The organism is Bacillus sp. FJAT-22090 (assembly GCF_001278755.1).
Classification (GTDB): Bacteria; Bacillota; Bacilli; order Bacillales_A; family Planococcaceae; genus Psychrobacillus.
Map to the genome: position 1 here is coordinate 3278206 of NZ_CP012601.1, position 24604 is coordinate 3302809.

Consider the following 24604-nt stretch of genomic DNA (forward strand, 5'->3'; position numbering starts at 1 on the left):
TCGGCAACAAAGCGCACATTCGTGTTTTGTTCATTAGCGTAATTAAACACATTCTATAAAACGCTTCTAAAATCAGCATTCACAATAACAAGGCCAACTAGTTAAAATTCAACTGGTATATTGCCTTAAGAAAGGAGATCATCATGGCTAATCCTTTTCTTTTTATGACTTCCATACGTAAATCATTTGGAAATGTGAAGGCACTAGAAGAGGCCGAATTTCATCTTGAAAAAGGGGAAGTACATGCATTGCTAGGTGTTAATGGAGCAGGTAAAAGCACGCTTATTAAAATTTTATCCGGCGTATATGAGCAAGATGAAGGTGAAATAGTTTTAGAAGGTAGTAGTGTTCGGCTTCGTTCCCCGAAAGCAGCAAAGGAACACGGTATCTATTGTGTTTATCAAGAGGTGGATACAGCAATTGTTTCGGAATTATCGGTCGCAGAAAATATTATGCTAGATAAAATCGCTACGAATAATAATTTGTTTTTATCCACATCCAAGCTACAAACGGAAGCTAAAAAAGCACTGAAGCATTTGCAAGTAGAAAACATTGCTGTCAATCAACCGGCATTTAAACTTACATTAGCTGAAAAACAATTAGTATTAATTGCACGAGCTCTTGTAAGCTCGGCAAAGATTATTATTTTTGATGAACCAACTGCCCCTTTGTCTCTCCACGAATCCAAAAAGCTTTTTTCGGTAATTGATCATCTGAAATCGCAAGGAGTCGGCTGTATATTTATCTCTCATCGTCTTCCAGAAGTATTTGAAATCAGTGATCGAATCACTGTAATGCGAGATGGAAAGCTTGTAAAAGTTTTTAACACAGAAACTGCTCAACAGAATGAGATTATTGAAGCGATGCTAGGAGTATCTTTTAATTTTGAACAGGCAGATACAAATCATACTTTAGGAGAAAAAATCCTACAGGTTACAGAATTATCGGATGGACAGAAATTAAAGGAGCTTTCCTTTACTGTTTCTGAAGGGGAGATTGTTGGTATTGTAGGCCTTGTAGGAGCAGGAAAAACGGAGCTAGCTAAAGCCTTATTTGGCTTGGGATCATTAGTAAAAGGTAGTGTGAACCTTTCAGGCAAAGAGTTAAAAGCGAAACATCCAGCAGACGCCATTCGAGCAGGAATGGCACTAATTCCAGAGGAACGCAGAAAAGAAGGCTTATTTGTACATGAGTCGTTACAAACGAATTCTTCCTTTCCGAATTTAAAGAAATTTTCACGGCTTCTGTTTATGGATAAAGCTGCTGAACGCAACTTTGCAAAGGACATCATCAATCGCTTAAAAATTAAAACGGATCATACGGAAACACCACTTGTGCATTTAAGTGGAGGAAATCAGCAAAAAGTAGTAATCGGAAAATGGATGTCGCGCAACTCTAAAGTGTATTTATTTGATGAGCCGACTAAAGGTGTTGATATTGGAGCGAAAAAGGACATTTTTAATTTAATTCGTGAGCTGGCGAATAATGGTAAAGGGTGTCTATATTTTTCGAGTGAGATTCAAGAAGCAATTGGTATTTCCGATCGACTTCTAGTTATGTATAACGGTCAAATCGTGAAGGAGTTTTCACGTGAGGATGCGACCCAAGAAAGGATTTTGTTGTATGCAAGTGGTGGAAAAGAAGAGTAAGGTCAAAGAAAGAGGAATTCAATTTCTATTTAAATATGGTGCAATTGCCTTGCTATTGATAATTATATTGTACTTTAGCACTATAAGCAGTGCCTTTTTTACATATGGAAATTTCACAGATATATTACGTTCCATTTCCATTGTAACGCTCTTAGCATTAGGAGTTACCTTTACGCTAGTAGTAGGAGGTTTCGATTTATCAGTAGGTTCTACGATGTCTCTATCTACTGTCATTACTGCTTCGTTAATGGTGTGGTATGAGATGCCGCTTTGGCTCGTACTAATCTTACCTATTGTAATAGGAGTGTTGGTTGGATTATTGAACAGTTTTCTTATTGTAGTTTTAGGAATTCCAGATTTACTTGCAACGTTAAGTATGATGTATATAGTGGCGGGCTTTCACCGTACATATACAGAAGGATACTCGATATACAATAATATGCCGCTTACTTCTGGAGGGACGGCACCGGGGCAATTCTCTGAAGCATTTCTTTGGATTGGCCAAGGGAGAATGCTCGGATTACCAGTTCCAGTTTGGATAATGCTTGTCCTAGTAATTATCGCTTATGTTGTACTTAACCATACTCGTTGGGGACGTGTTTTGTATATGACGGGTGGAAATGCTGAGGCTGCAACATTGTCAGGAGTGAATACCCGTAAAGTAAAATGTGCTGCATATGTAATTTCTGGTGTTTTTGCTTCGATGGCAGGTATATTGTTTACAGCACGTGTTGGTTCAGGTCAAATTGATGCGGGTGCACCACTTTTAATGGAAGCTGTAGCAGCTGTCTTTGTTGGATATTCTGTCCTTGGTGCTGGAAAACCAAATGCTATCGGAACATTTTTTGGAGCAGCGGTTATCGGGATTCTCTTGAATGGATTAACGATACAAAACTTACCGTATTATGCCTTTGATATTATTAAAGGAGCAGTGCTCGTTTCAGCTCTTGCCGTAACTTATATTTACGCTAAAAAACGGTTCACCCAAATCTAAATAAATTTTGTGTCTCGAAGTACTTGTTTTCTGCCCGTGCAAGTATATAATTCAAGCATATCCTTTATTATTTATCGAATGGGCTGACAAAATTTGAGACCGTATAATGAAAAAATAAGTATTTACCATGGAATGGCATCTACTATTGCATTAAATTTTTCCAATAACTTTTTTCCGATCTTTGCAATTACCATATTAGGGGCAACCAATTATCAGGTGGGATTAATAAGTTCGTTGCCGCCATTAATAGCGTTATTAATGACTATACCAGCAGCTATTCTACTAAATCGTGCAAGTGCTCAAAAGAAACTCGTGGCGATGTCTGTTTTACTGGCACGATTAATGTTTTTGCTTATTGTACTAGTAGTTTATTTGCCTTCTGATTCGCTACAAGCATGGGCATTTTTAGGAATTATTGCTTTCATCAGTGTTCCGAACACTGTAGCTAACGTAGGTTGGCAAACGTTGATAAGTGGAATGATTGATGAGTCTAGAAGAGGACAATTTTTTAGTGATCGAAATCGTCTGTTAACGATGGTCGGTCTTATATCAACTTTAGTTATTGGTGTTTTAATGAAGGATGCTTCCGAAAGCGTTACTGCCTATCAAATTCTTTTTGCGATAGCTTTTGGTTTCGGTTTGCTAGAAGTTTTTTTCTTATTAAAACAAGAAGATATCATCCCTTCATCAGATGTTCTAGTTAAAAAGAAGTCAATGGACTGGAGCATTTTTAAACATGTGAACTATGTCTGGTTTTTAGCTGCAGCTCTCTTTTTTAATTTTGCATGGCAAATGGCATGGGGATTATTCAACATTTACAATGTCCGAGTAGCAGGAGCAACAATCTTTTGGATTAGTATGTTTTCAGTTGGTAGTATGCTCATGCAGTTTTTAACATTTCCTTTATGGAAGAAGTGGGCAGATAAGTATTCGAATATGCAAGTTTTTATATGGGCAGCTATTGGAATGTCCACTACACCTTTTTTAACAATGCTATCTACGAACTTATATTATTTAACGCTCATTCAAACGACATCCGGATTCTTCTTATCTGGTACTGTTTTAATATTGTTTAATTTATTGTTGGAGCAATCACCTGAACAATATCGTACGTATTGCATTACAACTTATAATGTACTGCTTGCTTTCGTCGCATTCATTGCACCACAAATAGGTATTTGGCTTTTGAATGAACTAGGCATGGAAGTAGCTATGTACATTAGTTCTAGTTTACGATTTTTAAGTGCTGGTGGATTTTTATATGTATTTTTACGAAATAGAAAAGTATAAGAACAAAAAAGAAAAGCACAATTAATGTGCTTTCTTTTTTTGTGTCTATTTTTTTCCTATTCCATGTAAGATAAACTGAACAGTGCGTTCTGTTTCAAGTTCGTCATCCCATTCACTCTCTGGGAAAAGAATGTAACGTGAAATCAAGTAGCCAAATATACTGCTAACGGCTAATCTAGCAACGCTTGATGGTGGTATATCGATTATTTGACCCTTATCTTGATAATTTTGAATGACAACCAAAATCCGCTCGTATGTTTTTTTAGCTACCTGTTCAACAAATTGTTCCCTAAGTTCGGGTTGAAAAGGTATTTCTTGCATAATAATTTTAATAACAGGAAGAAGCTTCTTAAATACTTCTCTTCTGTTTTCGATTGTGGCTCTTATAAAGTCCTCGGCATTTTCATAAGGCTGGTCTAGTACTTTGTGAAAATCTCTTACAATAAATGGACCAAATACCTTAGAAATGAGAGGAGTAACAATGGATACTAGCAACTCTTTTTTCGTTTTATAGTGTCGGAAAATGGTTCCTTCCGCTACTCCAGCCTTTTTGGCAATCTCACTTGTAGAGGTAGCAGCATACCCTTTTTCGGAGAATGTATCTATTGCTGCAAGGAGTATTTTTTTTTGCTTATCTGTTAATTTTTCTTCATCAAATAGCTGTTGTAACAATATTTCTTCTTCCATTGCTTACTCCTTTCTAGTAACAATCTAGATTTTTCGATATTTCTTTAAGGCTAATATATTTAAAATAACAAAAATCAGTGCAAACCCTAACAAAATAAAGAGTTCATTTTTAATACTATCTATTCCGAATCCCTTATACATAACGTCTACTAATGCATTTCCACCATAGTACATCGGCATAAATTTCGCAATAATTTGCATCCATTCTGCCATTCCCTCTATAGGGAGAATACCTGCGAAGAATACTTGTGGAACAATCGCAATTGGTATAAATTGCATCATTTGAAACTCAGAGTTTGCAAAAGCCGATAAGAGAATTCCAAGTAACAATGCAACTAGTGCAAGAGATAGATTAATGAGAACAACATTCCAAAGAGAACCAACGATTAAAATATCTAAAACCTTTACTGCATAAAAAACAACGATAAGGGTTTGAATGATGGCAAAGAGTCCGTAACCAATTAAATAACCAAAAACGATATCCCTTCTTTGGATTGGAGTCGCTAATAAACGTTCCAACGTGCCTGTTGTTCGTTCCCGCAATAATCCTATTCCTGAAATGAGAAAGACGAAAAAGAATACAAAGAAGCCAACAAGAATAGGACTTAACTGATCAAAAAAGGTTGTTTCGCTATTTCCGTAAATATAATAAGTATTGATTTCTGGGGTACTTAGTTGGTTCACTTGAACATTCGGCAGTTTATCTTGAATATCTGCAAACACTTTGGTTAAATTAGTTGCTTGCTTCTTTGCATTTTCACTGGAGATGGCTTGCATGACTTTTGATTGTAACACCTTCGATGTAGAAGGCTCATCGTTAGTAAGTGTTAAACTCAGTTTATCCTCTTCTATATGAAGGACTCCATCTAATTGATCTTTTTTTATAACTTGTTCCGTATTTTTTAGATTTTCATTTGGTATTACTACAATTTCTTTGCCTTTTAATTGTTCTATTAAAGCTTCTTCTGCACCATGTACTCCTAGGCGAGGAACTGTTGTATCAGCAGATAGTAAATAATGAAGCAAAGTTAAAATGACTAGAGGCGCAATCATCATCAAAGCGAGTGTTCGTTTATCTCGTACCATTTGGATACAAATTCTTTTAATTAAGGCGATTGTTCTCATCTTTTTCACCTCCAGCTAGTAAAAATACCTCTTCAAGACTACTAATTTGGTATTGGTTTTTCAGTTCTAATGGAGAACCACTCGAAATTATTTCCCCATCTCTAACCATGGCCAGTTTGTCGCATTTTTCTGCTTCATCCATCACATGTGTAGTTATTAAAATTGTTTTACCTTCCATTTTTAAACGGTTAATCTCCTCCCAAATGGACTTTCTAAGCTTAGGATCGATTCCGACGGTCGGCTCATCTAATATTAATAGTTCTGGGTCGTGTATTAATGCAATGGCTAAAGATAATCTTCGCTTCATACCACCTGAATAATTCTGAACTCTTTTAGATAAATGGGAAGTAAGACCAACTAAATAGGCTGCGTAAGCAATACGTTCCTTTTGAATTTTCTTGTTCAATTTGTAAAGAGATGCAAAAAAGGATAGGTTTTCTCGACCTGTTAAGTCATTGTATAAAGCATCTGATTGAGCCATATAGCCAATTTTCTGGGATAGGTATAAATGAGGAACTGGTGTATCCAATACATGTATTTCCCCATTGGTAGGTTGGTCCATACCAACAATCATTTTGACTAAAGTAGTTTTTCCTGAACCAGATGGTCCGATTAAACCAAATATTTCTCCAGAATGAACGGAAATACTTACTTTATTTAAAACTGTTTTCTTTCCAAAACTTTTACTAACTTGATTCAAAAGAATGGTGGATGACATTTATAAACCCCCTTTAAATTTGAAAGTGAGTAATCACTCACTTTCATTATAGGCATAACTATTTCAACGTCAATAGCATATGTATCGAATACACGAATAAATATATAAAAAGATTTGTATAACGATTATGAATACAGTAAATGATTGAAAGAGAGGTGATGAACATTAAAATTCTAGTTTCATTTTTATTATTATTTGTTTCGGTCTTATCGTATTTTAATATGCAAATTACAGAACCATTCGATGAAGAGTTCCACGGGAAACAATTTTCGACATTTTACGTGGATTATGAAGAAAAAAGAATGGAGATTGGTATGATTGGAGATATTTTATTGCATCTTCCTTTATATAATTACGCTAGTTTTCTACCTTCATTTGAGCCAGTAAGAGAAGAATTGGAATCCCTAGATTTATTATTGGCTAATCAAGAATCGATTCCCGCAGGTCCTGAGTTTGGATTATCAGGTTATCCTAATTTCTCAAGTCCAACACATATTATTAGAGATTTGAAAGAGGTGGGAGTTGATATGATATCAATGGCCAATAATCATACGCTAGATCAAGGGGAAGCAGGTGTTTTATCTGCTATACGTCATATGAAAAAATACAGCATGCTCTATATGGGTGCATATGAATCTATAGAGGATTCACAGACTGACCGTATTTTAGAAGTAGAAAATATCCATTTTGGTCTTCTCAATTATACATATGGTATGAATGGCTACAATACACCAACTGGTAAAGATTATTTAGTTAATAGAATAGATGCTGATCGTATTATAAAAGAGATCCAAGTTCTAAAAGATAAAGTGGACTTTGTTATTGTAAGTATTCATTGGGGATCAGAGTATGAACTTGAAGCTAATGATCAGCAAAAGCAACTTGCGCATGCCCTGGCAGAAGCGGGAGCCGATATTATTTTCGGACATCATCCTCATGTTATTCAGCCATATGAAGAAATTGCTACGAAAGACGGTCACACTACGCATGTTTTTTATTCTTTAGGAAATTTCTTTTCTGCTCAAAGTTTTGATTTCACAAATATTGGGGGAATTGCAAAGGTTAGTGTATTGAAGAAAACCATCAACGGAAAAGAAGTGCTGAAATTGGAGGATCCTTCCTTTAAAGCTACTGCAGTTATAAAGGAAAATCCCTATAAAGTATATCCACTTGAAGAGGTAGAATCTAAGGTCAACCAAACCAATGAATGGGTTCAAGAGCATCTATTTAATTTTAAAGATTAAATGCATAATGTTATAGTGATAAATATTTTAGTGGTAAAATAAAATAATGAAGGAGGGTAATCAATAAATAAACCAAAAGTCGAACATCAGGGATAGGAAAAGGAATAGCATCTGCGCGCGTAAAAGAAGGTATATTTCTGATCAAAAAATAAGGCTGGACGGCGGAGCTACTAAACTAAGATAAATCTTTTATAACGGAAATGGAGTGACGATGATGGGGCGTGTACAAGACAAAGTTGCGTTAGTAACGGGAGGTGCATCCGGTATTGGTCTATCAGCAGCAACATTATTAGCTAAAGAAGGTGCTAAAGTAGTTATTGCCGATTTTAATGTCGAGGGTGCAAAAAAAGCAGCCGAGAATATTAAAAGTCAAGGTGGCGAAGCAGTTGGTATTTTTTTAGATGCTTCGAAAGAGGTTTCTATTAAAGAAGCAGTTGATTTTACAGTAGAACATTATGGAACTATAACAGTTTTATACAATAATGTTGGTCTGACCAATCTTCAAAAGGATTTAGATGTAGTTAATATCGATTTAGATGAATGGGATCGACTAATGAACGTAAATACAAAAAGTGTACTTTTAGGTTGCCGTTTCGCTATTCCACATATGGTTAAAGCAGGGGGTGGCTCAATTATTAATACAGCCTCTATGGCGGCATTTGCAGGTGACTCTGTTCGTTCTGCATATGGGGCTTCCAAGGCAGCTGTTGTAAATCTAACAAAATATATAGCTGCACAATACGGGAAGGATAATATCCGGTGTAATGGAGTAGCTCCTGGTCTCATTTTAACTCCAGCGGCTGAGAGTAATATGCCAGAAGCTGTATTAGATATTTTCGAAAAGTTTAATGCACTTCCATACCATGGAGAAGCTGATGATATTGGGTATACAGTATTGTTTCTAGCTTCAGATGAGTCAAAATTTATCACAGGACAAACAATTCAAGTGGAGGGTGGCCATTACATGGCAAATCCAAGTATTGCAGATTTCAAGGAATTTGTAAGTAAGGCGCCATCTAAATAAATCCTAAAAACTCAGATGTGCTTGCATGTCTGAGTTTTATTTATGGAATGGTGCTCCTTTTCGATTTTCCAGTAGTGTTTCTTTAAACGCTAGAACATGTCGTTTATTTTCCATGACAGGAGAGCATATACAAGAAAACATTCGTGTAAAAGGTCGTTGGTCAAGAGGTATGATGGAAAGGTGATGATGTTGTATATCTCTCTTTATTGCGTGAATGGATAGGAGGGATAACCCTTCTTGTCGACTATGGATAATCGTCTCTTTAATACCTTGATTACTACTAATAGTGAGAATGGACTTTACCTTTAAGCCATTGGAACGTAGGACATGTTTTAAATATTCACGTGTTCCTGAACCTTCCTCTCTCATAAACCAAGTTTGGTTTTGTAAGTCGGCTATACTCACGGAATCCTTTGAAGCTAACTCATTTTCTGAAGAACCTATTATAAATAACTCGTCCTCCATAAAAGCTTCCACTTGCAACTCCTTTTCATTTGTTTGACCTTCTATTAAACCAATATCCGCAGTAAGTAGTCGAACAGACTGTACAATTTCTTCTGTGTTTCCGATAAATACTTCTAGCTCCAGGTTTGGGTACTTTGAGTGAAGCGCTAGAAGGATAGAGGGAAGAATATATTCGCCAATTGTAAAACTTGCACCAATAACAAGCTTTCCTTTAATGTCCTCTTGATAGTCTAAAATATCCTTTTGAGTTTGCTCATACATGGAGAGTATTTGTTTCGCACGCTCATATAAGATCTCTCCTGAAGGAGTGATCTTTATTAATTTTGGAGAACGAATTAGTAGCTCGGTGTTAAACTCTGTTTCTAAATTTTTTATATGTACGCTAACGCTTGGCTGAGATATATGAAGGAGCTGTGCTGCTTTTGTGAAATTTTTAACTTCCACTAGTGTTATAAATGTTTTTAGGGCATCATAATACAATTTCTCACTCCCAATCATTAAAAATATTAATGCGATCTATTATGTATATGTATTTTACTAATAATAAAAAACTACGTAAAGTAAACATACAGGAAGAGAGGAAGCGAGTTTAATGAATATGGATAGAGAAGCTAAAAGTATTAAAATTAATAAAGCATTTTTTATTGGAATTGGTATTACGTTAATCATCGCAATTGTAGCTAAATTATTTTCTAGCATCCCATTTCTATCGATTATGGGGCAATTAGTAATAGCCATAATAATAGGGATGATTTGGAGTGCTACAATTGGAGTATCGCAACAGTACCAACACGGTATTTCCTTTTCAAGTAAAAAATTACTGAGGGTGGGTATAATTTTTTTAGGAATGCGGCTTAACTTAGCAGATATTTATCATGCTGGATTTAATGTCTTCTTCCTGGCACTCATCAATATTCTATTTGCTTTATTTGTAGTGTATGGATTATCGCGTTTGTTTGGAGTCGACAAGAAACTAGGTTTGCTAACAGCCTGTGGAACTGCGATTTGTGGAGCGGCTGCTGTTGTTGCGATCGCGCCACAAGTGAAAGCGAATGACGATGAAACTGCCATAGGGGTTGCGACAATTGCAATACTTGGGACGCTATTTACATTGGTGTATACTTTTCTTTATCCAATTATGGACTTAACTTCAAAAGGATACGGAGTGTTTACTGGAGGTACGTTACATGAGATTGCCCATGTAATTGCTGCGGCAGAGCCGGGTGGTAATAATGCGGTCGATTTAGCTGTTATTGTGAAACTGACGAGAGTCGCACTTTTAGTCCCGATTGCTTTATGTATAGGTTTTTTCGTACAAAGAGGTGAAAAGAATCAGTCAAAAAGAAAGTTTTCCATGTCAAGTATACCTTGGTTTATCATAGGATTTTTAGGTATGAGTGGCATTCACACTTTAGGGATTTTTCCAGAACAAATTGCAAGCATTTTTGTCTTAGTGGCCTATCTACTTATTGCAATGGCAATGGCAGGTTTAGGGTTGAATATAGACATAAAAACATTTAGAAAATTAGGAGTAAGGCCTTTTGCTGCTGGTCTCATAGGTTCCATTTTATTATCTATTTTAGGCTATGTGCTTGTTTATGTATTTCATCTTAATGTGTAGTCAACAAGGAAAGGAGATAGCAGATGAGGGAACAGGATCATGATCGTTTATTGCGCATAAAAACAGAAGGAATTCGTGAATGGCAGCATCAATCTGCTCATTATAATCGTTATGAAGCAACTCCATATGTCGCTCTAGAAGCATTTTTTGATGAATATGCATGTAAGTCATCTGATAAATTTGTAGATTTTGGCTGTGGAAAAGGGCGTTTTCCTTTTTACGTTCACCACCATCTTCATGTGTCCGCAACTGGGGTGGAGATGAGTGGACAACTATATCAAGAGGCGATGGAAAACTTAACACGGTATATGGATCGGGCGAAGCATTCAAGAGCTTACATCCGATTTGAACGCATCCTAGCAGAGGAATACAATGTAGATAAGGAAGAAAATCTTTTTTATTTTTTCAATCCTTTTTCCATACAAATTTTTCAAAAGGTGACTCGAAATATACTTCTGTCCGTGGAAAATTCCCCTCGAGCAGTAGATATTATTTTATATTATCCTACTGCGGAATACATACAATATCTTGAAACACAAACCCCGTTTAAGCTTCTTAAAGAAATAAAGGTTCCTGCATTATACGAGCAAAATAGCAACGAGCGATTTGTTATTTTTCGATTTGAATAAAAGTTCCTTAATAGAATGAGGATTTCTTTCATACTGGTGTAAAAGGAAGCGTCCGCTCGACTACTGCAGGAAAGCGAGCGGTGAGCTTCGGAATTCGGTAGACAATTATTTTATCCGTTCACCTAGAAGTTCTTTATATTTCACAAACCATTCTTTCCATTCATTTTCTCTTGAGTCGATTGTATTACCATCTAATAAGGCTTCAATGACATCTAGACAAACATGCCAACCTGCTAAATCTTTTATTGTTTGCTCTGTAAAGGAGGAGAGTGTTTCTGTAAAAACTAAATGGCATCCTTCTGATTCTGGTGATAATTCAAATCTTGCGATATCCGCATCCCATTCAAAAGCTAAAACCTTAAATTGTTCATAATCTAAAATCTTCATGTCGATATAGGTACCGTCTTGCATATCAAACTTAATCAAACCACCTTTACGTAAATCCACTACTTCTAGTTCCGAGAACCATTTTTGTAACTTCTCATTGTTAGTGAGCATAGACCAAACATCTTTTACTGAATGGTGGAAATGACGATCATAACGTGCGGTATAGATTTCTTTTTCCTTTTGAATAGTTGCAATCATCGTTAATTCCTCCTTAGGTTATAAATTATAAACAGTGCATAGCTTGTTCAGCTTCATACCATGGCACTTTATATCCTGTCCCCTTCGCACAGAAAATAGAACTCGAAGTATATTCCGGATCTGCATCTTTATTATAACCAATACTATTAATTACTTCTTCAGCATTATGACAACGATCATATCCCCCAAATAGTAAGCTAAGCGTTCCTTTCCCATGTGTAAAAGAAGCGAAGGTCGTACTATAATTCATGAACGTGGCCACAGGTACTCGACCTTTAATAATTACTTTGTCTCCAGTATTCTCGGGGGATTCAAAAGTTCCGTGAGCTTGTTGAATATCCGACAATACACGACCAATCAGATCCATATCGACTTTTATTTTATAGTCATAAAATGGTTCAAGAAGGACATTTTCTGCTTTTTCTAAACCTTGACGAAGTGCTCGGTATGTCGCTTCTCTGAAGTCTCCGCCATGAGTATGTTCATTATGTCCACGGCCAGTAAGTAAAGTTATTTTAACGTCAGTTAATGCGGAACCTGTTAATAACCCATGATGATGACGTTCCAATAGATGATGTTTTACAAGATTTTGATTACCGATGGATAAATCATTTGCATGGCATATATTATCAAAAGAAACGCCTCTATTTCGTGTTGTAGGTTCGATTAATAGATGGACTTCTGCGTAATGTTTTAACGGCTCAAAGTGTCCATAACCTCGTACAGGGGCGTTAATAGTTTCTTTGTAAAGAATTCTAGGCTCCCCAAAAGAAACTTGAAAATGAAAGCGTTCTTGGACGATTTGTTCGAGTACTTCCAGCTGAATTACCCCCATAACGTGTACGTGAATCTCCTGGAAGTGTTCATCCCAATAAACTCGTAAAGAGGGATCCTCTGTGTCTAATAACTTAAAGGAACGCAATACCTCTTTGACATGGATAGACGAATCAAATAGAACTTTGGATTTCAGTGTTGGAACCATATCAAATGTAACTTTCTCCTGGTTATCTCCAATTCCATCTCCAATCGAAGCGGTTGTTAATCCGGTTACAGCAACTAGTTCACCAGCGGTTGCTTGATCAACCGTTTGAAACTTATTTCCACTGTACACTCTAATTTGAGTTATCTTTTCTGTTTTTTGCCTATATTTCACTTCATCTCGTACTTTTAGTTTTCCACTTAATAGTTTTAAGAAAGTGACTCTGTTTCCACTTTCATCATGGCGAATTTTATATACTTTAGCCTCAAAATTTTTTAGCGAGTTATAAGAAGTCTCTGTTAATACATCGAGCTTATCCAAAAATTCGAAAACCCCTATGTCCTTTAATGCAGAACCGCTAGCACATGCAAAGATTTTATTTTCCTTAATCATTGTTTTCATTTTGTTTAACCATAGTTCTTGCTCGAAACCAGTGTCCATGTATTTATCTAAAAGCTCTTCATCGCGCTCTGCGATAAATTCTATTAACTCTTCATCAAATAAAGTTGTTAAGTTACATACATCTCCAGATAAGTTAGCGCGTATCTCCTCTAAAACACTTGCCGAATCTGTTCCTTCATAGTCTGTTTTGTTTACAAAGAAAAAGGTAGGCACTTGGTGTTTACGAAGTAGCTGCCAAACTGTTTCGGTATGACCTTCTACTCCATCCACTGCACTAATCAAGATTATTGCATAGTCCATTACTTGTATAGCCCGCTCCATTTCAGGGGAGAAGTCGACATGCCCTGGAGTATCAATGATGTAATAAGTAGAATCATTATAGGAAAAGATGCCTTGATCTGCAAAAATAGTAATTCCTCTATTTTTTTCTATAGAATGACTGTCGAGGAAGGAATCTTGATGATCGACACGACCTCTTTGTCTAATTGTCTTCGTATGATAAAGCAGTTGCTCAGAAAAAGTTGTTTTCCCGGCATCCACGTGTGCAAGAATTCCAATGGTTTTATGCATAGTGTCACCTCAGTTCATTTCTAATGAATGCTTATATTATAGCAAACGATTTAGGAAAGAGCTGAGGGTCACGTTGTGTTATTTGCAACTAATTGAATACGGATGTGCGCTTGCCACACGCTCCGAACAAGAAGGATGAGTCGCTTCCTAACCTTTACAGTTCTTATTCTTTGCGTGCATGGGACACATACCTTGGAGACATCCCTTATAAGAGACAGTTACGCTATAAATAATTAAGAATCTAACTTATAGAGTATCAAGAAGCTCCCGAAATTCCATCTTCGGGAGCTTACAATTCGAATAGGAAAGTATCTACTCTATAATTAATTATTCAAAACAGTGGTACCAAGTTTCCAAGAGTTTGCAGGAGGGCGGCGGATAGACGACTGCCACAGGATTACCAAAAAAGAGGGGAGGGATCGTGACGCTAGTCACGACCCTCCCCTCCAAAAATTCACACTGTAATGATGTAGCCAAAGTCTGTCCAAAGCACTCTGGAAACGTTAGAAACAGGTCTTTATTGGCGCGGTTGCGCTTTTCTTATAAGACACTTTTAGAAGCATTCAGCTTCAAACGGGTAATCATTTTCCATACAATTCCATCATGTGGCATGAATAGGAACACAAGCATAAATATTATGCCTATCATTGCCGCCATCATTCCTGCAATAGATGTGTTCCATAATTTTGCAAGATAGTAGCCTGTTATTGCTGCGGTAACTCCAAAAGTCATGCTCCAAAAAATCATGGACCGAACACTTTTACTTATCAAATAGGCAGTCGCAGCAGGTCCAATTAGCATTGCTACAACAAGAACTGCCCCAACGCTATCAAAAGCTGCTACGGTCGTTAAGGAAACGAGCGTCATGTAAGAATAATGCATGACGATAATCGGTAGGCCGATAGACAAAGCGAAAACTGGATCAAATGTTGAAAGTTTAATCTCTTTGTAAAAAAGTACGAGAAATAATACATTTAATACAAGTACAATAGATAGCATCCAGACAGCTTTAGGCATTGTAAAACCTAATATGCTCCAAGTATCCCATGGAACAAATGCAATTTCTCCCATTAATACGTGTTCCACATCTAAGTGGACGTTTCCAGCAAACAATGTTATAAACAAAACCCCTAATGCAAATAAAGATGTAAATACGACCCCTATTGCAGCGTCTTCTTGTAATCCTCCAGATTGTAGAACTTGCACGAGATAAGTGGTTAGTATACCTGCAATGGCTGCACCGAGCAGCATCCAAAATCCATTTAGTGATTGAGTGATCATAAATGCAACCACAATGCCAAATAACACTGTGTGGCTAATAGCGTCTGCAATCATGGCAGTTTTGCGTAAGATTAAAAAAACACCCGTTAATCCACATGTAATACCAACCATTGCTCCTGTTAGTAGCACCCAAAACTCATTCATGTTCCATCGCCTCCCGAGCTATTGTAGGTTGTTTAAATGCTTTCTTTTTACGGGATTTAGAGAGTAGTCCTCTTGTTGGTGCGAAAAAATAAGAAATTAAAAATAGAAGGGAAGCACTTAAAACAATGATTGGGCCAGTCGATAAACCTGTTCGCAAAGAGCTGATCAATGTTCCTAAAGCACCTGATAGAGCACCAAAGAAAGCGCTTGTCACGAGGATAATTCCTAGATGACTAGACCAAAATCTAGCAGCGGCAGCAGGTATAATGAGCATTGCTGCCATTAGAATGACTCCAACGGCTTGTATACCAGTTACAATAGTTAGCACAGTGAGTGCTGTTAGTAAAATTCGTAAACGTTCAACAGGCAAGCCGATACCCTTTGCAAACACAGGATCAAAAATCATTAACTTCCATTCTTTAAAGAATAACAAGCACATGAATATGATTAACATGGCACTTCCAGACAACCATATTAAATCACTTTTTGCCAGCGTTGCAGCCTTTCCAAAAATAAAATCATTCAATCCACTTTGGTTCCCGGCACCGCTCTGATTTACAAGTGTAATTAGCACAATACCAATACCAAAAAACACAGATAGTACAAGCCCTATAGCAGCATCTGCTTTTAACTTGGATTGACTTACAATCCATTGAATCGTATAAACAGCTATTGCAGAAGTAATAGCGGCACCTAACATAAGAATAGGTAAATCCTTTTGTTGAAGAATCAGATAGGCGATAGCGATTCCAGGAAGTGCCGCATGCGCTGCTGCATCACCAACTAAACTTTGTTTTTGAAGAAAGGCGAAGGTTCCATTTAAACCAGCTGCAATTCCAAGTAAAATGGCTCCTGCAAGTACCCAAAGTAAGTTTCCGGTTATCATTGTTTAATCACCTCTCTGATCCATAAAAAACAATTTTCCACCATAGGCATCCTGCAAATTCTCTTTTGTAAAAGTTTGTTCTGTTGGACCTGATGCAACAAGTGTTTGATTTAATAAAACAATCCAGTCAAAGTAGTCAGGAGCTGTTTGCAGGTCATGATGAACAACAAATACGGATTTCCCTTGAGATTTTAAATCTTTTAAAATAGCTATTATTGTTCGCTCTGTTGCAGCATCAACCCCTACAAATGGTTCATCCATAAAGTAAACATCCGCTTGTTGGGCTAGTGCACGAGCTAAAAATACACGTTGCTGCTGTCCTCCGGATAGTTGACCGATTGATCTATCAGCAAATGAATCCATCCCAACGTTTTTTAGGCAGTCGATCGCAATTCTCTTATCTTTTGAAGAGGGTTTTCTGATCATACCAATATGTCCGTAGCGCCCCATTAACACTACGTCTAATGCAGTGGTTGGAAAATCCCAGTCAACAGCATTTCTTTGTGGTACATATCCAACTATAAGTTCCTTCGGATTTAGGGCACGTTCTAAAATATGAACAGAACCTTTTTTATTTGGTAATTGGTTTAATATAGCCTTGATAAGTGTTGATTTTCCAGCACCATTTGGTCCAATAATGCCAGTTAGTCGACCAATTGGAATCTTTAAATTTACATCTTTTAATACAATTTTCTCTTCATAGGCTACCGATAAATTATTTACTTGTAATGCGTTCATTTTGCTCACTCCTATTTTAGGGAATCGACAATCGTATTGACATTATGTTTGTACATTCCAATATAAGTACCTTCTTCGGTTCCTTCAGCACCCATTGCATCAGAGAAAAGCTCGCCACCAATTTGTATGGAGTGACCTTTTTCCTTTGCCCCTTCAATAACTGCTTTCATTGCTTTGTCAGAAACACTTGATTCGATAAAAACGGCTTTAATATTTTGATCAACAAGAAAATCTACAATGTTTTGAATATCCTTCAAGCCATATTCAGAATCAGTGCTCAAGCCCTGTAAACCTCTTACTTCCATTCCATGACTTCTTCCAAAATAGTTAAATGCATCATGAGCAGTAACAAGCACTCGTTGTTCTTTAGGGATTTCATTAATACGTTCGTCAGCCCATTTAGATAAATCGTTTAATTTTTGGAAGTATACTTCTTCATTTTTTAAAAATTCATCTTGGTTATCGGGTATTTCTGCGACAAGAGTTTTAGTAACCTCTTTAACTGCTTGTTGCCAAACTTCAATATCGAACCAAATATGTGGGTCAGAGAGTTCTGGATGTAGTTCGTTACGTAAAATTTGGTTCTTCAGAATAGCATCTCCAATTGCCCGAACAGTTTTTTCTTCTTTCATTTTTTCAAAAATATCGCTCATTTTCCCTTCTAGTTCTAAACCGTTATAAAAAATGATGTCGGCTTCTTCTAAGGTTTGTAAGTCACCTTGTGTTGCCTTGTAAAGATGGGGGTCGACTCCAGGACCCATCAACGACTTTACTATGACGTGATCTCCTGCTATTTCCCTTACAGCATCTGCAATTTGTCCTGTTGTCGTAACGACCAAGGGCTTTTGCTCATTTCCTATGCTGTCATTGCTTTTGTTACTGCAACCAGCAATAAATAAAACAGCAGAAAAAATTATTAATATCCACTTTTTCAAAATAACCACTCCTCTTTCCTTCACTCCAATTTATTTCCTTAAGGAAACTTTTAGAATAAAAAAATTTAATATTTTCATTCGGACTAATATTTTTCATTAAGGAAACTTTTGTTCAATAGGTTAACATTTGATTTTTATTTTGTCAAAGTACTTTATGTTAATTGAATAAAAAAGGTGCCATCTAAAATTTGTACTGAAATTTTTTTATAGTGCTATACTGAAGGGACAATTGAAGTAGGGTGAGGAGGTAACAACTATGCAGTATTCTAAATCAAAGATGGAGCAGTTGGTGAAACATAGTACGGAGCTTTCAAAACGTTTGAAAGAGGTCATGAAAGAGCATGACTTAGAAAAAAGTTTTGCTCTAAAAGCTTTGTATCATTCAGAGGTAAAAGATGGAGGGAAATATCAAAGGGATTATCAAGAGTTATGACGACAAAAGCGTGCCGAGTGTATTAATTCGGCGCGTTTTTATTTTGATATATGAACTATTCAAAATATATCCTATTTTTAGACTACAATAGTCTATAATAAAAAGAGAAAATAGGATAAGGAGAGATAGAGTGAAAACACTTGTTAGTAGAATCCAAGATTTGATTGACCAGTCAAAAGGTACATGGGCTATTGTTTTAGAGGATTTGAGCTTAGGAGAAAAATGGGAACTAAATGGAGATGAGCTCTTTTACGCAGCGAGTGTTATAAAAGTTCCTATAATGGCCGCAGTTTTTAACGCTGTTGAACGTGGGGAATTTTCTCTTTCAGATCAAATTGTTCTAAAAGAAGAAGACTATGTAGGTGGTTCCGGAATTCTTCAACACTTTACGACGGGTACAGCACTTTCCATTCAAGATATAATCATGCTAATGATCATTCAAAGCGATAATACAGCAACGAATATACTGATAGACCTTGTTGGAATTGATAGTGTTGTGCAGTCGATGAATGAAGTAGGGATGGAGAAAAGTACTTTTTACAATAAATTAATGATGAACAATCCGAATCCAAAAGGTTTTAATCAAATTTCCGCTAATGATATAGCTAAGCTCTTAAAACAGATGGCTATAGGAGAATTAGTAAGTGCTAAAGCTAGTGAACAAATGATTAATATAATGAAAAAGCAACAAATAAAAGATTGTTTGCCAGAAAAGCTACCTTCTCCTTATTCCAATTTTAATAATGGAATGACTGCTTGGGAGTTAGCTCATAAAACAGGTTGGATTCCTGGTACTCGTCATGATGTTGGTATCTTTTTTGTCGGTGAAAGAAAACTAATAGCTACTGTTTTATCGGAGGAGGAAGACGATTTGGTGTCCAAGAGAATCCTCTCTGAAATTGGGGAGGCAATATACAATTATTTAAGTAACTGAAAGGAGTAAAGTTATGACTGTTATAAAAAATATAACAATTATAGGACTAGGAGCAATAGGCAGTGTTTATGGCAATCTATTGCAGCAGTAAGTGATTTAAATGTTCGTGTATTGGTCGATTCTGACAGAAAATCTCGTTACGAATCAGAAGGAATTTTTGTAAATGGGGAAAGGCTGCCATTTGCTTATATTACCCCAAACGAAAAAACAGAGGAAGCAGATCTTATTATTGTATCTGTAAAGTATAGCCATTTACCGAGAGCTATTGAAGATATTCGCAATCAAGTAGGTAAAAACACAGTTATTATGTCCTTACTAAATGGCATAACAAGTGAAGAAGAAATTGCAGAGGTGTACGGAGAGGATAAGATTGTATACGCAATTAGTAATGGTATAGATGCAACAAGAGAAGGAACGTCGATTTTCTGTTCTAATCCTGGGAAAATCTCTTTTGGTAAAAAACAGAATGAAACAATTTCAGAAAAGTTAATAGCCATAAGAGAATGCTTTGACCGTGCACAAATCCCAAACGATATACCAGCTAATATGGAGCAAGTTCTTTGGTACAAATTCATGATTAATGTGGGAATCAATCAAACTTCAGCAGTAACAGGAGCTACCTATGGAGTGTTTCAAAAGATTCCTTATGCAAGAGAGCTGGCGAAAGCAGCAATGATGGAAGTTGTTCAGCTAGCTCAACTGCAAAACATCGCATTAAAAGAAGGGGATATCGATGTATTTTTCGATACGATTATTAGCTCCTTAAGTGAGGAAGGAAAGCCATCTATGTTGCAAGATATAGAGGCTAGAAGATTTACAGAAGTAGCGATGTTTTCAGAGAAGATGATGGAACTTGGGCATCGTTTTAACATAGAAACACCCGTCAACCAAATGCTGTATCAAATAATAAAAACATTAGAAAGTCGTTTTAATTATTGAGTAAGGTGCATGATGTTTAATCTCTACATAACTAGACAGAGTGGAACATATAAGGAATTGTTTATAAGGCAAGGACCACCACGAAGACTCCTGTGGGAACAGCTTGAGCAGAAGACCCCGCAGGAGCACATGTTTTTGAAGTGACGAGGAGGCTGAAGCCAAGCCCACGGAAAGCGAAGTGGTGGCCCTTGCCGAATTTAATATACAACTCTATGCACCCAAAATTGAGTTTGTCTACAGTAGAAAACCGATTTCCCTTTTAAGAGAAATCGGTTTTTATATGCACGATTATTGCAGAATTTTTATGTTTCAGATCGAAAGGTTTTCCCAAGTTCGTTTCCTAGTCCAAAATAGTGACGGAAATTATAAATAAGTGGACTCCACTTGTTTGGATCGATATGATTCTCTCCAATAATAATCTCTTTATGGGCATGAATATGTATAGCTTGTGTCTCAACGATTGCAAAGTTAGGAGAATAATCAGGAATTCTAATGTTTCTAACACTTGCTTCTATTTGCAAAGGACATTCCATAATTCTGGATGGTTTTACCGATAAAGAATCAATAGGAGTTAACTCGCTAACGTTATATTTATCTTTAGCATATGTAAATCCATTCTCTTTTTTATTAATTGGAACAGGATTTTTACCTGTGAAAGGCGCTAATTTTTCGACGTTTTCCCATAATGTAGGATTAGGTACATTGATCACACATTCAGGGTGTCGCTCTAAATTTTCAATCGCTTTTCCGCCAACACCGATTCCTAGAACAATACAATCTCCTAATACCCATGAGGATGAAATAGGACTTATATTTACCGATTCATCCTCATTCCACGTATTTAGTAAAATAACAGGTGTTCCATAGTATAAAATATTTGGTTTAATAATTTCGGTTTTTGGAATCTGTATCGTTTTTTTCATCTGAAATTTTCCTCCTATTAAAAAGTTCTTTCTCAATTAGTGTAAAATATAAATACATCCATTATCATCGAAGTATGGATTACATAGGAGGAAATTAAATTGAATGCAGATCCTAATGTAGCAATAGTTGCAACTCTTGTAAGTGAAGCTTCGCGTGCAGCGATCTTAACAGCATTATTAGATGGTAGATTTCATCCTGCAAGTGAATTAGCCTATATGGCTGGAGTCAAACCACAAACTGCGAGTTTTCATTTAAAAAAAATGGTCGATGCAAACGTGGTCGCTGTTGAAAAGTATGGAAGACATCGATACTATGGAATTCAAAATCAGGAAGTTGCTCGGGTTATGGAATCCTTATTATCAATAGCTCCTCCAATTAAAGTAAAGTCCTTAAATCAAGATTTAGAGAATAAAGCAATACGTTCTGCAAGGACTTGTTATGATCATCTAGCAGGGGCCTTAGGTGTAAAGTTAACTCAGGCTTTAATTAGAGAAGGGATTCTTTGTGAGGAAGAGAAATGCTTCACTGTTACCGAAAAGGGAAAGGAGTTCTTTATAGCTTTTCAAATTGATCTGGAAGAAGTGAAGAATAAGCGTCGTTCATTTTCACACAAATGTTTAGATTGGAGTGAAAGACGTCACCATCTTGCTGGAGCATTAGGAAATGCTCTTTTAGAAAAACTGTTAGATTTAAATTGGATTCAGCGTTTGCCTAAAACTCGAGCGATAAAAGTAACGCCTAAAGGTAAAAACGCACTAAAAGAAAGATTTTCAATTGATTTATAATCTTATAGAAACAGCCGATTCCTTGTTAAAAAGGTATCGGCTGTTGCACTCTTTTTAAGAGTTTATATTGTATTAATAATTATTTAGCTGTTACACCACCATCAACAGGTAGTTCAACACCTGTGATGTATGAAGATGCATCAGACGCTAAGAACAGTACAGCTTCTGCAACTTCTACTGATTGGCCAACACGTGGAAGCGCGGTTTGTGACAAGAACCATTGACTCATTTTTTCGTCTTCCATATACGCTTTACTCATAGGAGTTACAATGAAGCCAGGGTGGACTGAGTTTACACGGATATTGTCTTTTCCATAGTCAACTGCACAGGCTTTTGTTAACATGCGAACTGCTCCTTTTGAAGAAGTATAAGCACCGGCCCCTGAGCTACCTTTTAAACCAGCAATCGATGAGATATTCACGATAGACCCGCCTCCATTAGCTCGGAAATGCGGTAAACCTAATTTAGTGCCTAAAAATATGCTCTTTACGTTAATATTCATAATTTGATCCCATTGTTCTATTGTTAGCTCTTCCATAGTAGGACGTTGGCTAATTCCAGCGTTGTTTACTAGAACATCTAATTTACCAAATGTATTAATCGTTTCTTCGTAAACTTTATTCCAATCTTCCTCTGAAGTGACATTATGCGCTACAGAAATTGCTTCACCGCCAGCTTCCTTAATTTCTGCTACTACTTCTTGAACTGCTGCTTCGTTAATATCTGTTGCTACAACTTTGGCGCCTTCACTAGCGAATAATAATGCTTCTTCACGACCCATACCAGATCCAGCACCTGTAATAATTGCAACTTTTTCTTCTAATCTAGCCATTTGTATTGCCTCCTAAAATTATTTTAACGTTAAAATATCTTAATTGCAGATTTATTATACAATCAAGTGATAGCGTTTACAAATGAAAAGAAAATCCAATTATTAGAAACTAATTACTATAAAGTTCTTTCGCTATTGCACGGCCAGTTTCTCTACCAGTAAAAATACATCCACCTAAAAAAGTACCTTCCAGTGACCGGTAGCCATGTACTCCTCCACCGCCAAAGCCAGTAATTTCACCTGCTGCATAAAGACCAGGGACAGGGTTTCCTGAAGCATTTAAAACTCGACCAGATAAATCTGTTTGAAGACCACCAAGCGTTTTGCGGGTAACAATATTCAAACGAACAGCAATTAAAGGCCCGTTTTTCGAATCAAGAATTTTGTGGGGTGGAGCTACGCGTATTAACTTATCTCCGATATAATTTCGGGCACCTCTAAGAGCTGTAATTTGAAGATCCTTCGTAAATCTATTTTCTATTTCTCGATCTCGTGCCTCAATTTGTCTTTGAATTATTTCTAAGTTTAATAGATTACTTTTTGTAATTTTATTCATACCATTCACAAGGTCTGCTAAATTATTTGCAATGACGAAATCTTCTCCCTTGTCCATAAATGCTTTTACTGGAGCAGTCGGGCCAGGGAGAACTCTTTTTAACACTTCTTTTATACTTTTTCCGGTTAAGTCTGGGTTCTGTTCGGATCCAGAAAGTGCAAATTCTTTTTCAATGATCTTTTCTGTTAAGATAAACCAAGAATAATCAAATCCTGTTTTTTGAATAGCTTCTAATGTTCCAAGTGTATCGAAGCCTGGGAAGTTTGGTGCTGGGAAACGTTGTCCCTTTGCATCTAGCCAAATAGAAGATGGTCCTGGAAGAATTCGTATTCCATGGTCTTTCCAAATAGGATTCCAATTTTTGATGCCTTCCGTGTAATGCCACATTCTGTCTTTATTAACAAGGCGTCCACCTGCCTTTTGTGAAATACCAATCATTCGTCCATCTACATGCTCTGGTACACCGGAGATCATATTCTTAGGAGGTTTACCAAGTCGCACCGGCCAGTTTTCACGAACTAATTCATGGTTAGCACCTATTCCGCCACTTGTTACCATTACTGCGTCGGCAAAGTATTCAAAATCTCCTATTATCTCACGTGAGGTTGCTTCCCCTCGTTTTGCATTGCTTGGAACAAGCACAAATCCCCGTGTTCCAATAACTCGCCCGTTTTCTATGATTAGTTCATCTACTTGATGGCGGGGTTTATATTCTACAAGTCCTTTTGTAATAGCTGATCGTATGCGAGTTTCAAAGGGTTTTACAATTCCTGGGCCTGTTCCCCAAACAATATGGAATCTAGGGACTGAGTTACCATGTCCTTCGGCAAGATATCCTCCGCGTTCTGCCCAACCAACAACAGGAAAAAAACGAACTCCTTGTTTATGCAACCATTCTCTTTTTTCGCCTGCTGCAAAGCGAACATAAGCCTCTGCCCATTTCTTTGCCCAAAAGTCTTCATCGTCATCTCTATCAAACCCAGCGGTTCCGAGCCAGTCTTGCCAAGCTAATTCAACTGAATCTTTTATACCAAGTCTTTTTTGCTCTGGTGAGTTCACTAAAAATAACCCACCGAAAGACCACCAAGCCTGTCCACCAATTGAGTTTTCTGGTTCTTGATCCAGAAGTAAAACCTTTTTTCCGGCATCGGCAAGTTCTGCCGTTGCAACTAAGCCAGCTAATCCTGCTCCTATTACTATCACATCAAATTTCATTTCCCATCCCCCGATTTTCA

24 protein-coding genes are annotated in these 24604 nt (G+C 36.9%); 11 read left to right on the plus strand and 13 right to left on the minus strand.

What is annotated here, in order from left to right:
- The first annotated feature begins 143 nt into the window (after positions 1–143).
- The 3 genes from AM499_RS16430 (at position 144) to AM499_RS16440 (ending at position 3933) form a co-directional block, all read left to right on the plus strand.
- On the plus strand, positions 144–1649 hold the full coding sequence (locus AM499_RS16430) for a sugar ABC transporter ATP-binding protein (protein ID WP_053591216.1): 1506 nt from the start codon (positions 144–146) through the stop codon (positions 1647–1649).
- Positions 1624–2643: an ABC transporter permease gene (locus AM499_RS16435; RefSeq protein ID WP_053591217.1), complete on the plus strand. Its 1020-nt coding sequence runs from the start codon at positions 1624–1626 to the stop codon at positions 2641–2643. The genes AM499_RS16430 and AM499_RS16435 overlap by 26 nt, the downstream gene beginning before the upstream one ends.
- A gap of 93 nt (positions 2644–2736) precedes the next feature.
- The gene (locus AM499_RS16440) at positions 2737–3933 is read left to right on the plus strand and encodes an MFS transporter (protein WP_053591218.1); all 1197 of its coding nucleotides are present in this window, start codon (positions 2737–2739) and stop codon (positions 3931–3933) included.
- Between the two features lie 45 nt (positions 3934–3978).
- On the opposite strand, the gene AM499_RS16445 is transcribed toward AM499_RS16440, so the two are convergent.
- From AM499_RS16445 to AM499_RS16455, 3 genes are read right to left on the minus strand one after another with little or no spacing between them, the layout of a single operon-like run.
- The gene (locus AM499_RS16445) at positions 3979–4620 is read right to left on the minus strand and encodes a TetR/AcrR family transcriptional regulator (RefSeq protein ID WP_053591219.1); all 642 of its coding nucleotides are present in this window, start codon (positions 4618–4620) and stop codon (positions 3979–3981) included.
- Positions 4621–4644: 24 nt separating this feature from the next.
- Positions 4645–5745 carry an ABC transporter permease gene (locus tag AM499_RS16450; protein WP_053591220.1) on the minus strand — a complete coding sequence of 367 codons (1101 nt, stop codon included), beginning with the start codon at positions 5743–5745 and terminating at the stop codon, positions 4645–4647.
- Complete coding sequence (locus tag AM499_RS16455; RefSeq protein WP_053591221.1) at positions 5723–6463, minus strand: ABC transporter ATP-binding protein; 741 nt, start codon at positions 6461–6463, stop codon at positions 5723–5725. The genes AM499_RS16450 and AM499_RS16455 overlap by 23 nt, the downstream gene beginning before the upstream one ends.
- A 140-nt stretch (positions 6464–6603) precedes the next feature.
- Here AM499_RS16455 and AM499_RS16460 point away from each other — a divergent pair, with 140 nt between their 5' ends.
- Both AM499_RS16460 and AM499_RS16465 read left to right on the plus strand, forming a co-directional pair.
- Positions 6604–7707, plus strand: a complete 1104-nt coding sequence (locus AM499_RS16460) for a CapA family protein (RefSeq protein WP_053591222.1) — start codon at positions 6604–6606, stop codon at positions 7705–7707.
- A gap of 214 nt (positions 7708–7921) precedes the next feature.
- A complete protein-coding gene (locus AM499_RS16465; RefSeq protein WP_053591223.1) occupies positions 7922–8731 on the plus strand; it encodes an SDR family NAD(P)-dependent oxidoreductase in 810 nt (269 codons plus the stop codon).
- A 36-nt stretch (positions 8732–8767) separates the two neighbouring features.
- Here AM499_RS16465 and AM499_RS16470 read toward each other — a convergent pair whose 3' ends face one another.
- Complete coding sequence (locus AM499_RS16470; protein WP_053591224.1) at positions 8768–9676, minus strand: LysR family transcriptional regulator; 909 nt, start codon at positions 9674–9676, stop codon at positions 8768–8770.
- Positions 9677–9794: 118 nt separating this feature from the next.
- On the opposite strand from AM499_RS16470, the gene AM499_RS16475 reads away from it, so the two are divergent.
- Positions 9795–10817 (plus strand): YeiH family protein, encoded by a 1023-nt coding sequence (locus AM499_RS16475; RefSeq protein ID WP_053592253.1) that lies wholly within the window; start codon positions 9795–9797, stop codon positions 10815–10817.
- Positions 10818–10840: 23 nt separating this feature from the next.
- Positions 10841–11446 carry a class I SAM-dependent methyltransferase gene (locus tag AM499_RS16480; protein WP_053591225.1) on the plus strand — a complete coding sequence of 202 codons (606 nt, stop codon included), beginning with the start codon at positions 10841–10843 and terminating at the stop codon, positions 11444–11446.
- A gap of 105 nt (positions 11447–11551) precedes the next feature.
- On the opposite strand, the gene AM499_RS16485 is transcribed toward AM499_RS16480, so the two are convergent.
- The 6 genes from AM499_RS16485 to AM499_RS16510 all read right to left on the minus strand — a co-directional run bounded on the left by AM499_RS16485 (position 11552) and on the right by AM499_RS16510 (position 17966).
- A complete protein-coding gene (locus AM499_RS16485) occupies positions 11552–12031 on the minus strand; it encodes an SRPBCC family protein (RefSeq protein WP_053591226.1) in 480 nt (159 codons plus the stop codon).
- A 25-nt stretch (positions 12032–12056) separates the two neighbouring features.
- Positions 12057–13982, minus strand: coding sequence for a GTP-binding protein (locus AM499_RS16490; protein ID WP_053591227.1), 1926 nt, complete (start codon positions 13980–13982; stop codon positions 12057–12059).
- 540 nt (positions 13983–14522) lie between these two features.
- Positions 14523–15407 carry a metal ABC transporter permease gene (locus AM499_RS16495; RefSeq protein ID WP_053591228.1) on the minus strand — a complete coding sequence of 295 codons (885 nt, stop codon included), beginning with the start codon at positions 15405–15407 and terminating at the stop codon, positions 14523–14525.
- Positions 15400–16293, minus strand: coding sequence for a metal ABC transporter permease (locus AM499_RS16500; RefSeq protein WP_053591229.1), 894 nt, complete (start codon positions 16291–16293; stop codon positions 15400–15402). Before AM499_RS16500 ends, AM499_RS16495 begins: the two co-directional genes overlap by 8 nt.
- Before the next feature lie 3 nt (positions 16294–16296).
- Positions 16297–17031 carry a metal ABC transporter ATP-binding protein gene (locus tag AM499_RS16505; RefSeq protein WP_053591230.1) on the minus strand — a complete coding sequence of 245 codons (735 nt, stop codon included), beginning with the start codon at positions 17029–17031 and terminating at the stop codon, positions 16297–16299.
- An 11-nt stretch (positions 17032–17042) separates the two neighbouring features.
- Positions 17043–17966 carry a metal ABC transporter solute-binding protein, Zn/Mn family gene (locus AM499_RS16510; RefSeq protein WP_053591231.1) on the minus strand — a complete coding sequence of 308 codons (924 nt, stop codon included), beginning with the start codon at positions 17964–17966 and terminating at the stop codon, positions 17043–17045.
- 256 nt (positions 17967–18222) lie between these two features.
- Between AM499_RS16510 and AM499_RS21880 the strand changes: the two genes are divergently transcribed.
- The 3 genes from AM499_RS21880 (at position 18223) to AM499_RS16520 (ending at position 20272) form a co-directional block, all read left to right on the plus strand.
- Complete coding sequence (locus tag AM499_RS21880; protein WP_172794371.1) at positions 18223–18399, plus strand: hypothetical protein; 177 nt, start codon at positions 18223–18225, stop codon at positions 18397–18399.
- A gap of 130 nt (positions 18400–18529) precedes the next feature.
- Complete coding sequence (locus AM499_RS16515) at positions 18530–19333, plus strand: serine hydrolase (RefSeq protein ID WP_053591232.1); 804 nt, start codon at positions 18530–18532, stop codon at positions 19331–19333.
- Between the two features lie 78 nt (positions 19334–19411).
- Positions 19412–20272 carry a ketopantoate reductase family protein gene (locus AM499_RS16520; protein ID WP_331457316.1) on the plus strand — a complete coding sequence of 287 codons (861 nt, stop codon included), beginning with the start codon at positions 19412–19414 and terminating at the stop codon, positions 20270–20272.
- A 302-nt stretch (positions 20273–20574) separates the two neighbouring features.
- Here the strand turns inward: AM499_RS16520 and AM499_RS16525 are convergent, their stop codons facing one another.
- A complete protein-coding gene (locus AM499_RS16525) occupies positions 20575–21195 on the minus strand; it encodes a flavin reductase family protein (RefSeq protein ID WP_053591234.1) in 621 nt (206 codons plus the stop codon).
- Between the two features lie 99 nt (positions 21196–21294).
- Between AM499_RS16525 and AM499_RS16530 the strand changes: the two genes are divergently transcribed.
- Entirely contained in the window at positions 21295–21981 is a 687-nt protein-coding gene (locus AM499_RS16530; protein ID WP_053591235.1) for an ArsR/SmtB family transcription factor, read from the plus strand.
- A gap of 79 nt (positions 21982–22060) precedes the next feature.
- On the opposite strand, the gene AM499_RS16535 is transcribed toward AM499_RS16530, so the two are convergent.
- Together AM499_RS16535 and AM499_RS16540 are read right to left on the minus strand one after the other, a co-directional pair.
- On the minus strand, positions 22061–22813 hold the full coding sequence (locus AM499_RS16535) for an SDR family NAD(P)-dependent oxidoreductase (protein ID WP_053591236.1): 753 nt from the start codon (positions 22811–22813) through the stop codon (positions 22061–22063).
- A 109-nt stretch (positions 22814–22922) separates the two neighbouring features.
- Positions 22923–24584, minus strand: coding sequence for an FAD-binding dehydrogenase (locus tag AM499_RS16540; RefSeq protein WP_053591237.1), 1662 nt, complete (start codon positions 24582–24584; stop codon positions 22923–22925).
- Positions 24585–24604 lie beyond the last annotated feature (20 nt).

Excerpts from the sequence above, each read along its gene's own strand:
- AM499_RS16430 (WP_053591216.1), top strand. The coding sequence starts at position 144 with ATGGCTAATCCTTTTCTTTTTATGACTTCCATACGTAAATCATTTGGA.
- AM499_RS16435 (WP_053591217.1), top strand. The coding sequence starts at position 1,624 with ATGCAAGTGGTGGAAAAGAAGAGTAAGGTCAAAGAAAGAGGAATTCAA.
- AM499_RS16445 (WP_053591219.1), bottom strand. The coding sequence starts at position 4,620 with ATGGAAGAAGAAATATTGTTACAACAGCTATTTGATGAAGAAAAATTA.
- AM499_RS16450 (WP_053591220.1), bottom strand. The coding sequence starts at position 5,745 with ATGAGAACAATCGCCTTAATTAAAAGAATTTGTATCCAAATGGTACGA.
- AM499_RS16455 (WP_053591221.1), bottom strand. The coding sequence starts at position 6,463 with ATGTCATCCACCATTCTTTTGAATCAAGTTAGTAAAAGTTTTGGAAAG.
- AM499_RS16460 (WP_053591222.1), top strand. The coding sequence starts at position 6,604 with ATGATTGAAAGAGAGGTGATGAACATTAAAATTCTAGTTTCATTTTTA.
- AM499_RS16465 (WP_053591223.1), top strand. The coding sequence starts at position 7,922 with ATGGGGCGTGTACAAGACAAAGTTGCGTTAGTAACGGGAGGTGCATCC.
- AM499_RS16475 (WP_053592253.1), top strand. The coding sequence starts at position 9,795 with ATGGATAGAGAAGCTAAAAGTATTAAAATTAATAAAGCATTTTTTATT.
- AM499_RS16480 (WP_053591225.1), top strand. The coding sequence starts at position 10,841 with ATGAGGGAACAGGATCATGATCGTTTATTGCGCATAAAAACAGAAGGA.
- AM499_RS16485 (WP_053591226.1), bottom strand. The coding sequence starts at position 12,031 with ATGATTGCAACTATTCAAAAGGAAAAAGAAATCTATACCGCACGTTAT.
- AM499_RS16490 (WP_053591227.1), bottom strand. The coding sequence starts at position 13,982 with ATGCATAAAACCATTGGAATTCTTGCACACGTGGATGCCGGGAAAACA.
- AM499_RS16495 (WP_053591228.1), bottom strand. The coding sequence starts at position 15,407 with ATGAATGAGTTTTGGGTGCTACTAACAGGAGCAATGGTTGGTATTACA.
- AM499_RS16500 (WP_053591229.1), bottom strand. The coding sequence starts at position 16,293 with ATGATAACCGGAAACTTACTTTGGGTACTTGCAGGAGCCATTTTACTT.
- AM499_RS16505 (WP_053591230.1), bottom strand. The coding sequence starts at position 17,031 with ATGAACGCATTACAAGTAAATAATTTATCGGTAGCCTATGAAGAGAAA.
- AM499_RS21880 (WP_172794371.1), top strand. The coding sequence starts at position 18,223 with ATGCAGTATTCTAAATCAAAGATGGAGCAGTTGGTGAAACATAGTACG.
- AM499_RS16525 (WP_053591234.1), bottom strand. The coding sequence starts at position 21,195 with ATGAAAAAAACGATACAGATTCCAAAAACCGAAATTATTAAACCAAAT.
- AM499_RS16535 (WP_053591236.1), bottom strand. The coding sequence starts at position 22,813 with ATGGCTAGATTAGAAGAAAAAGTTGCAATTATTACAGGTGCTGGATCT.
- AM499_RS16540 (WP_053591237.1), bottom strand. The coding sequence starts at position 24,584 with ATGAAATTTGATGTGATAGTAATAGGAGCAGGATTAGCTGGCTTAGTT.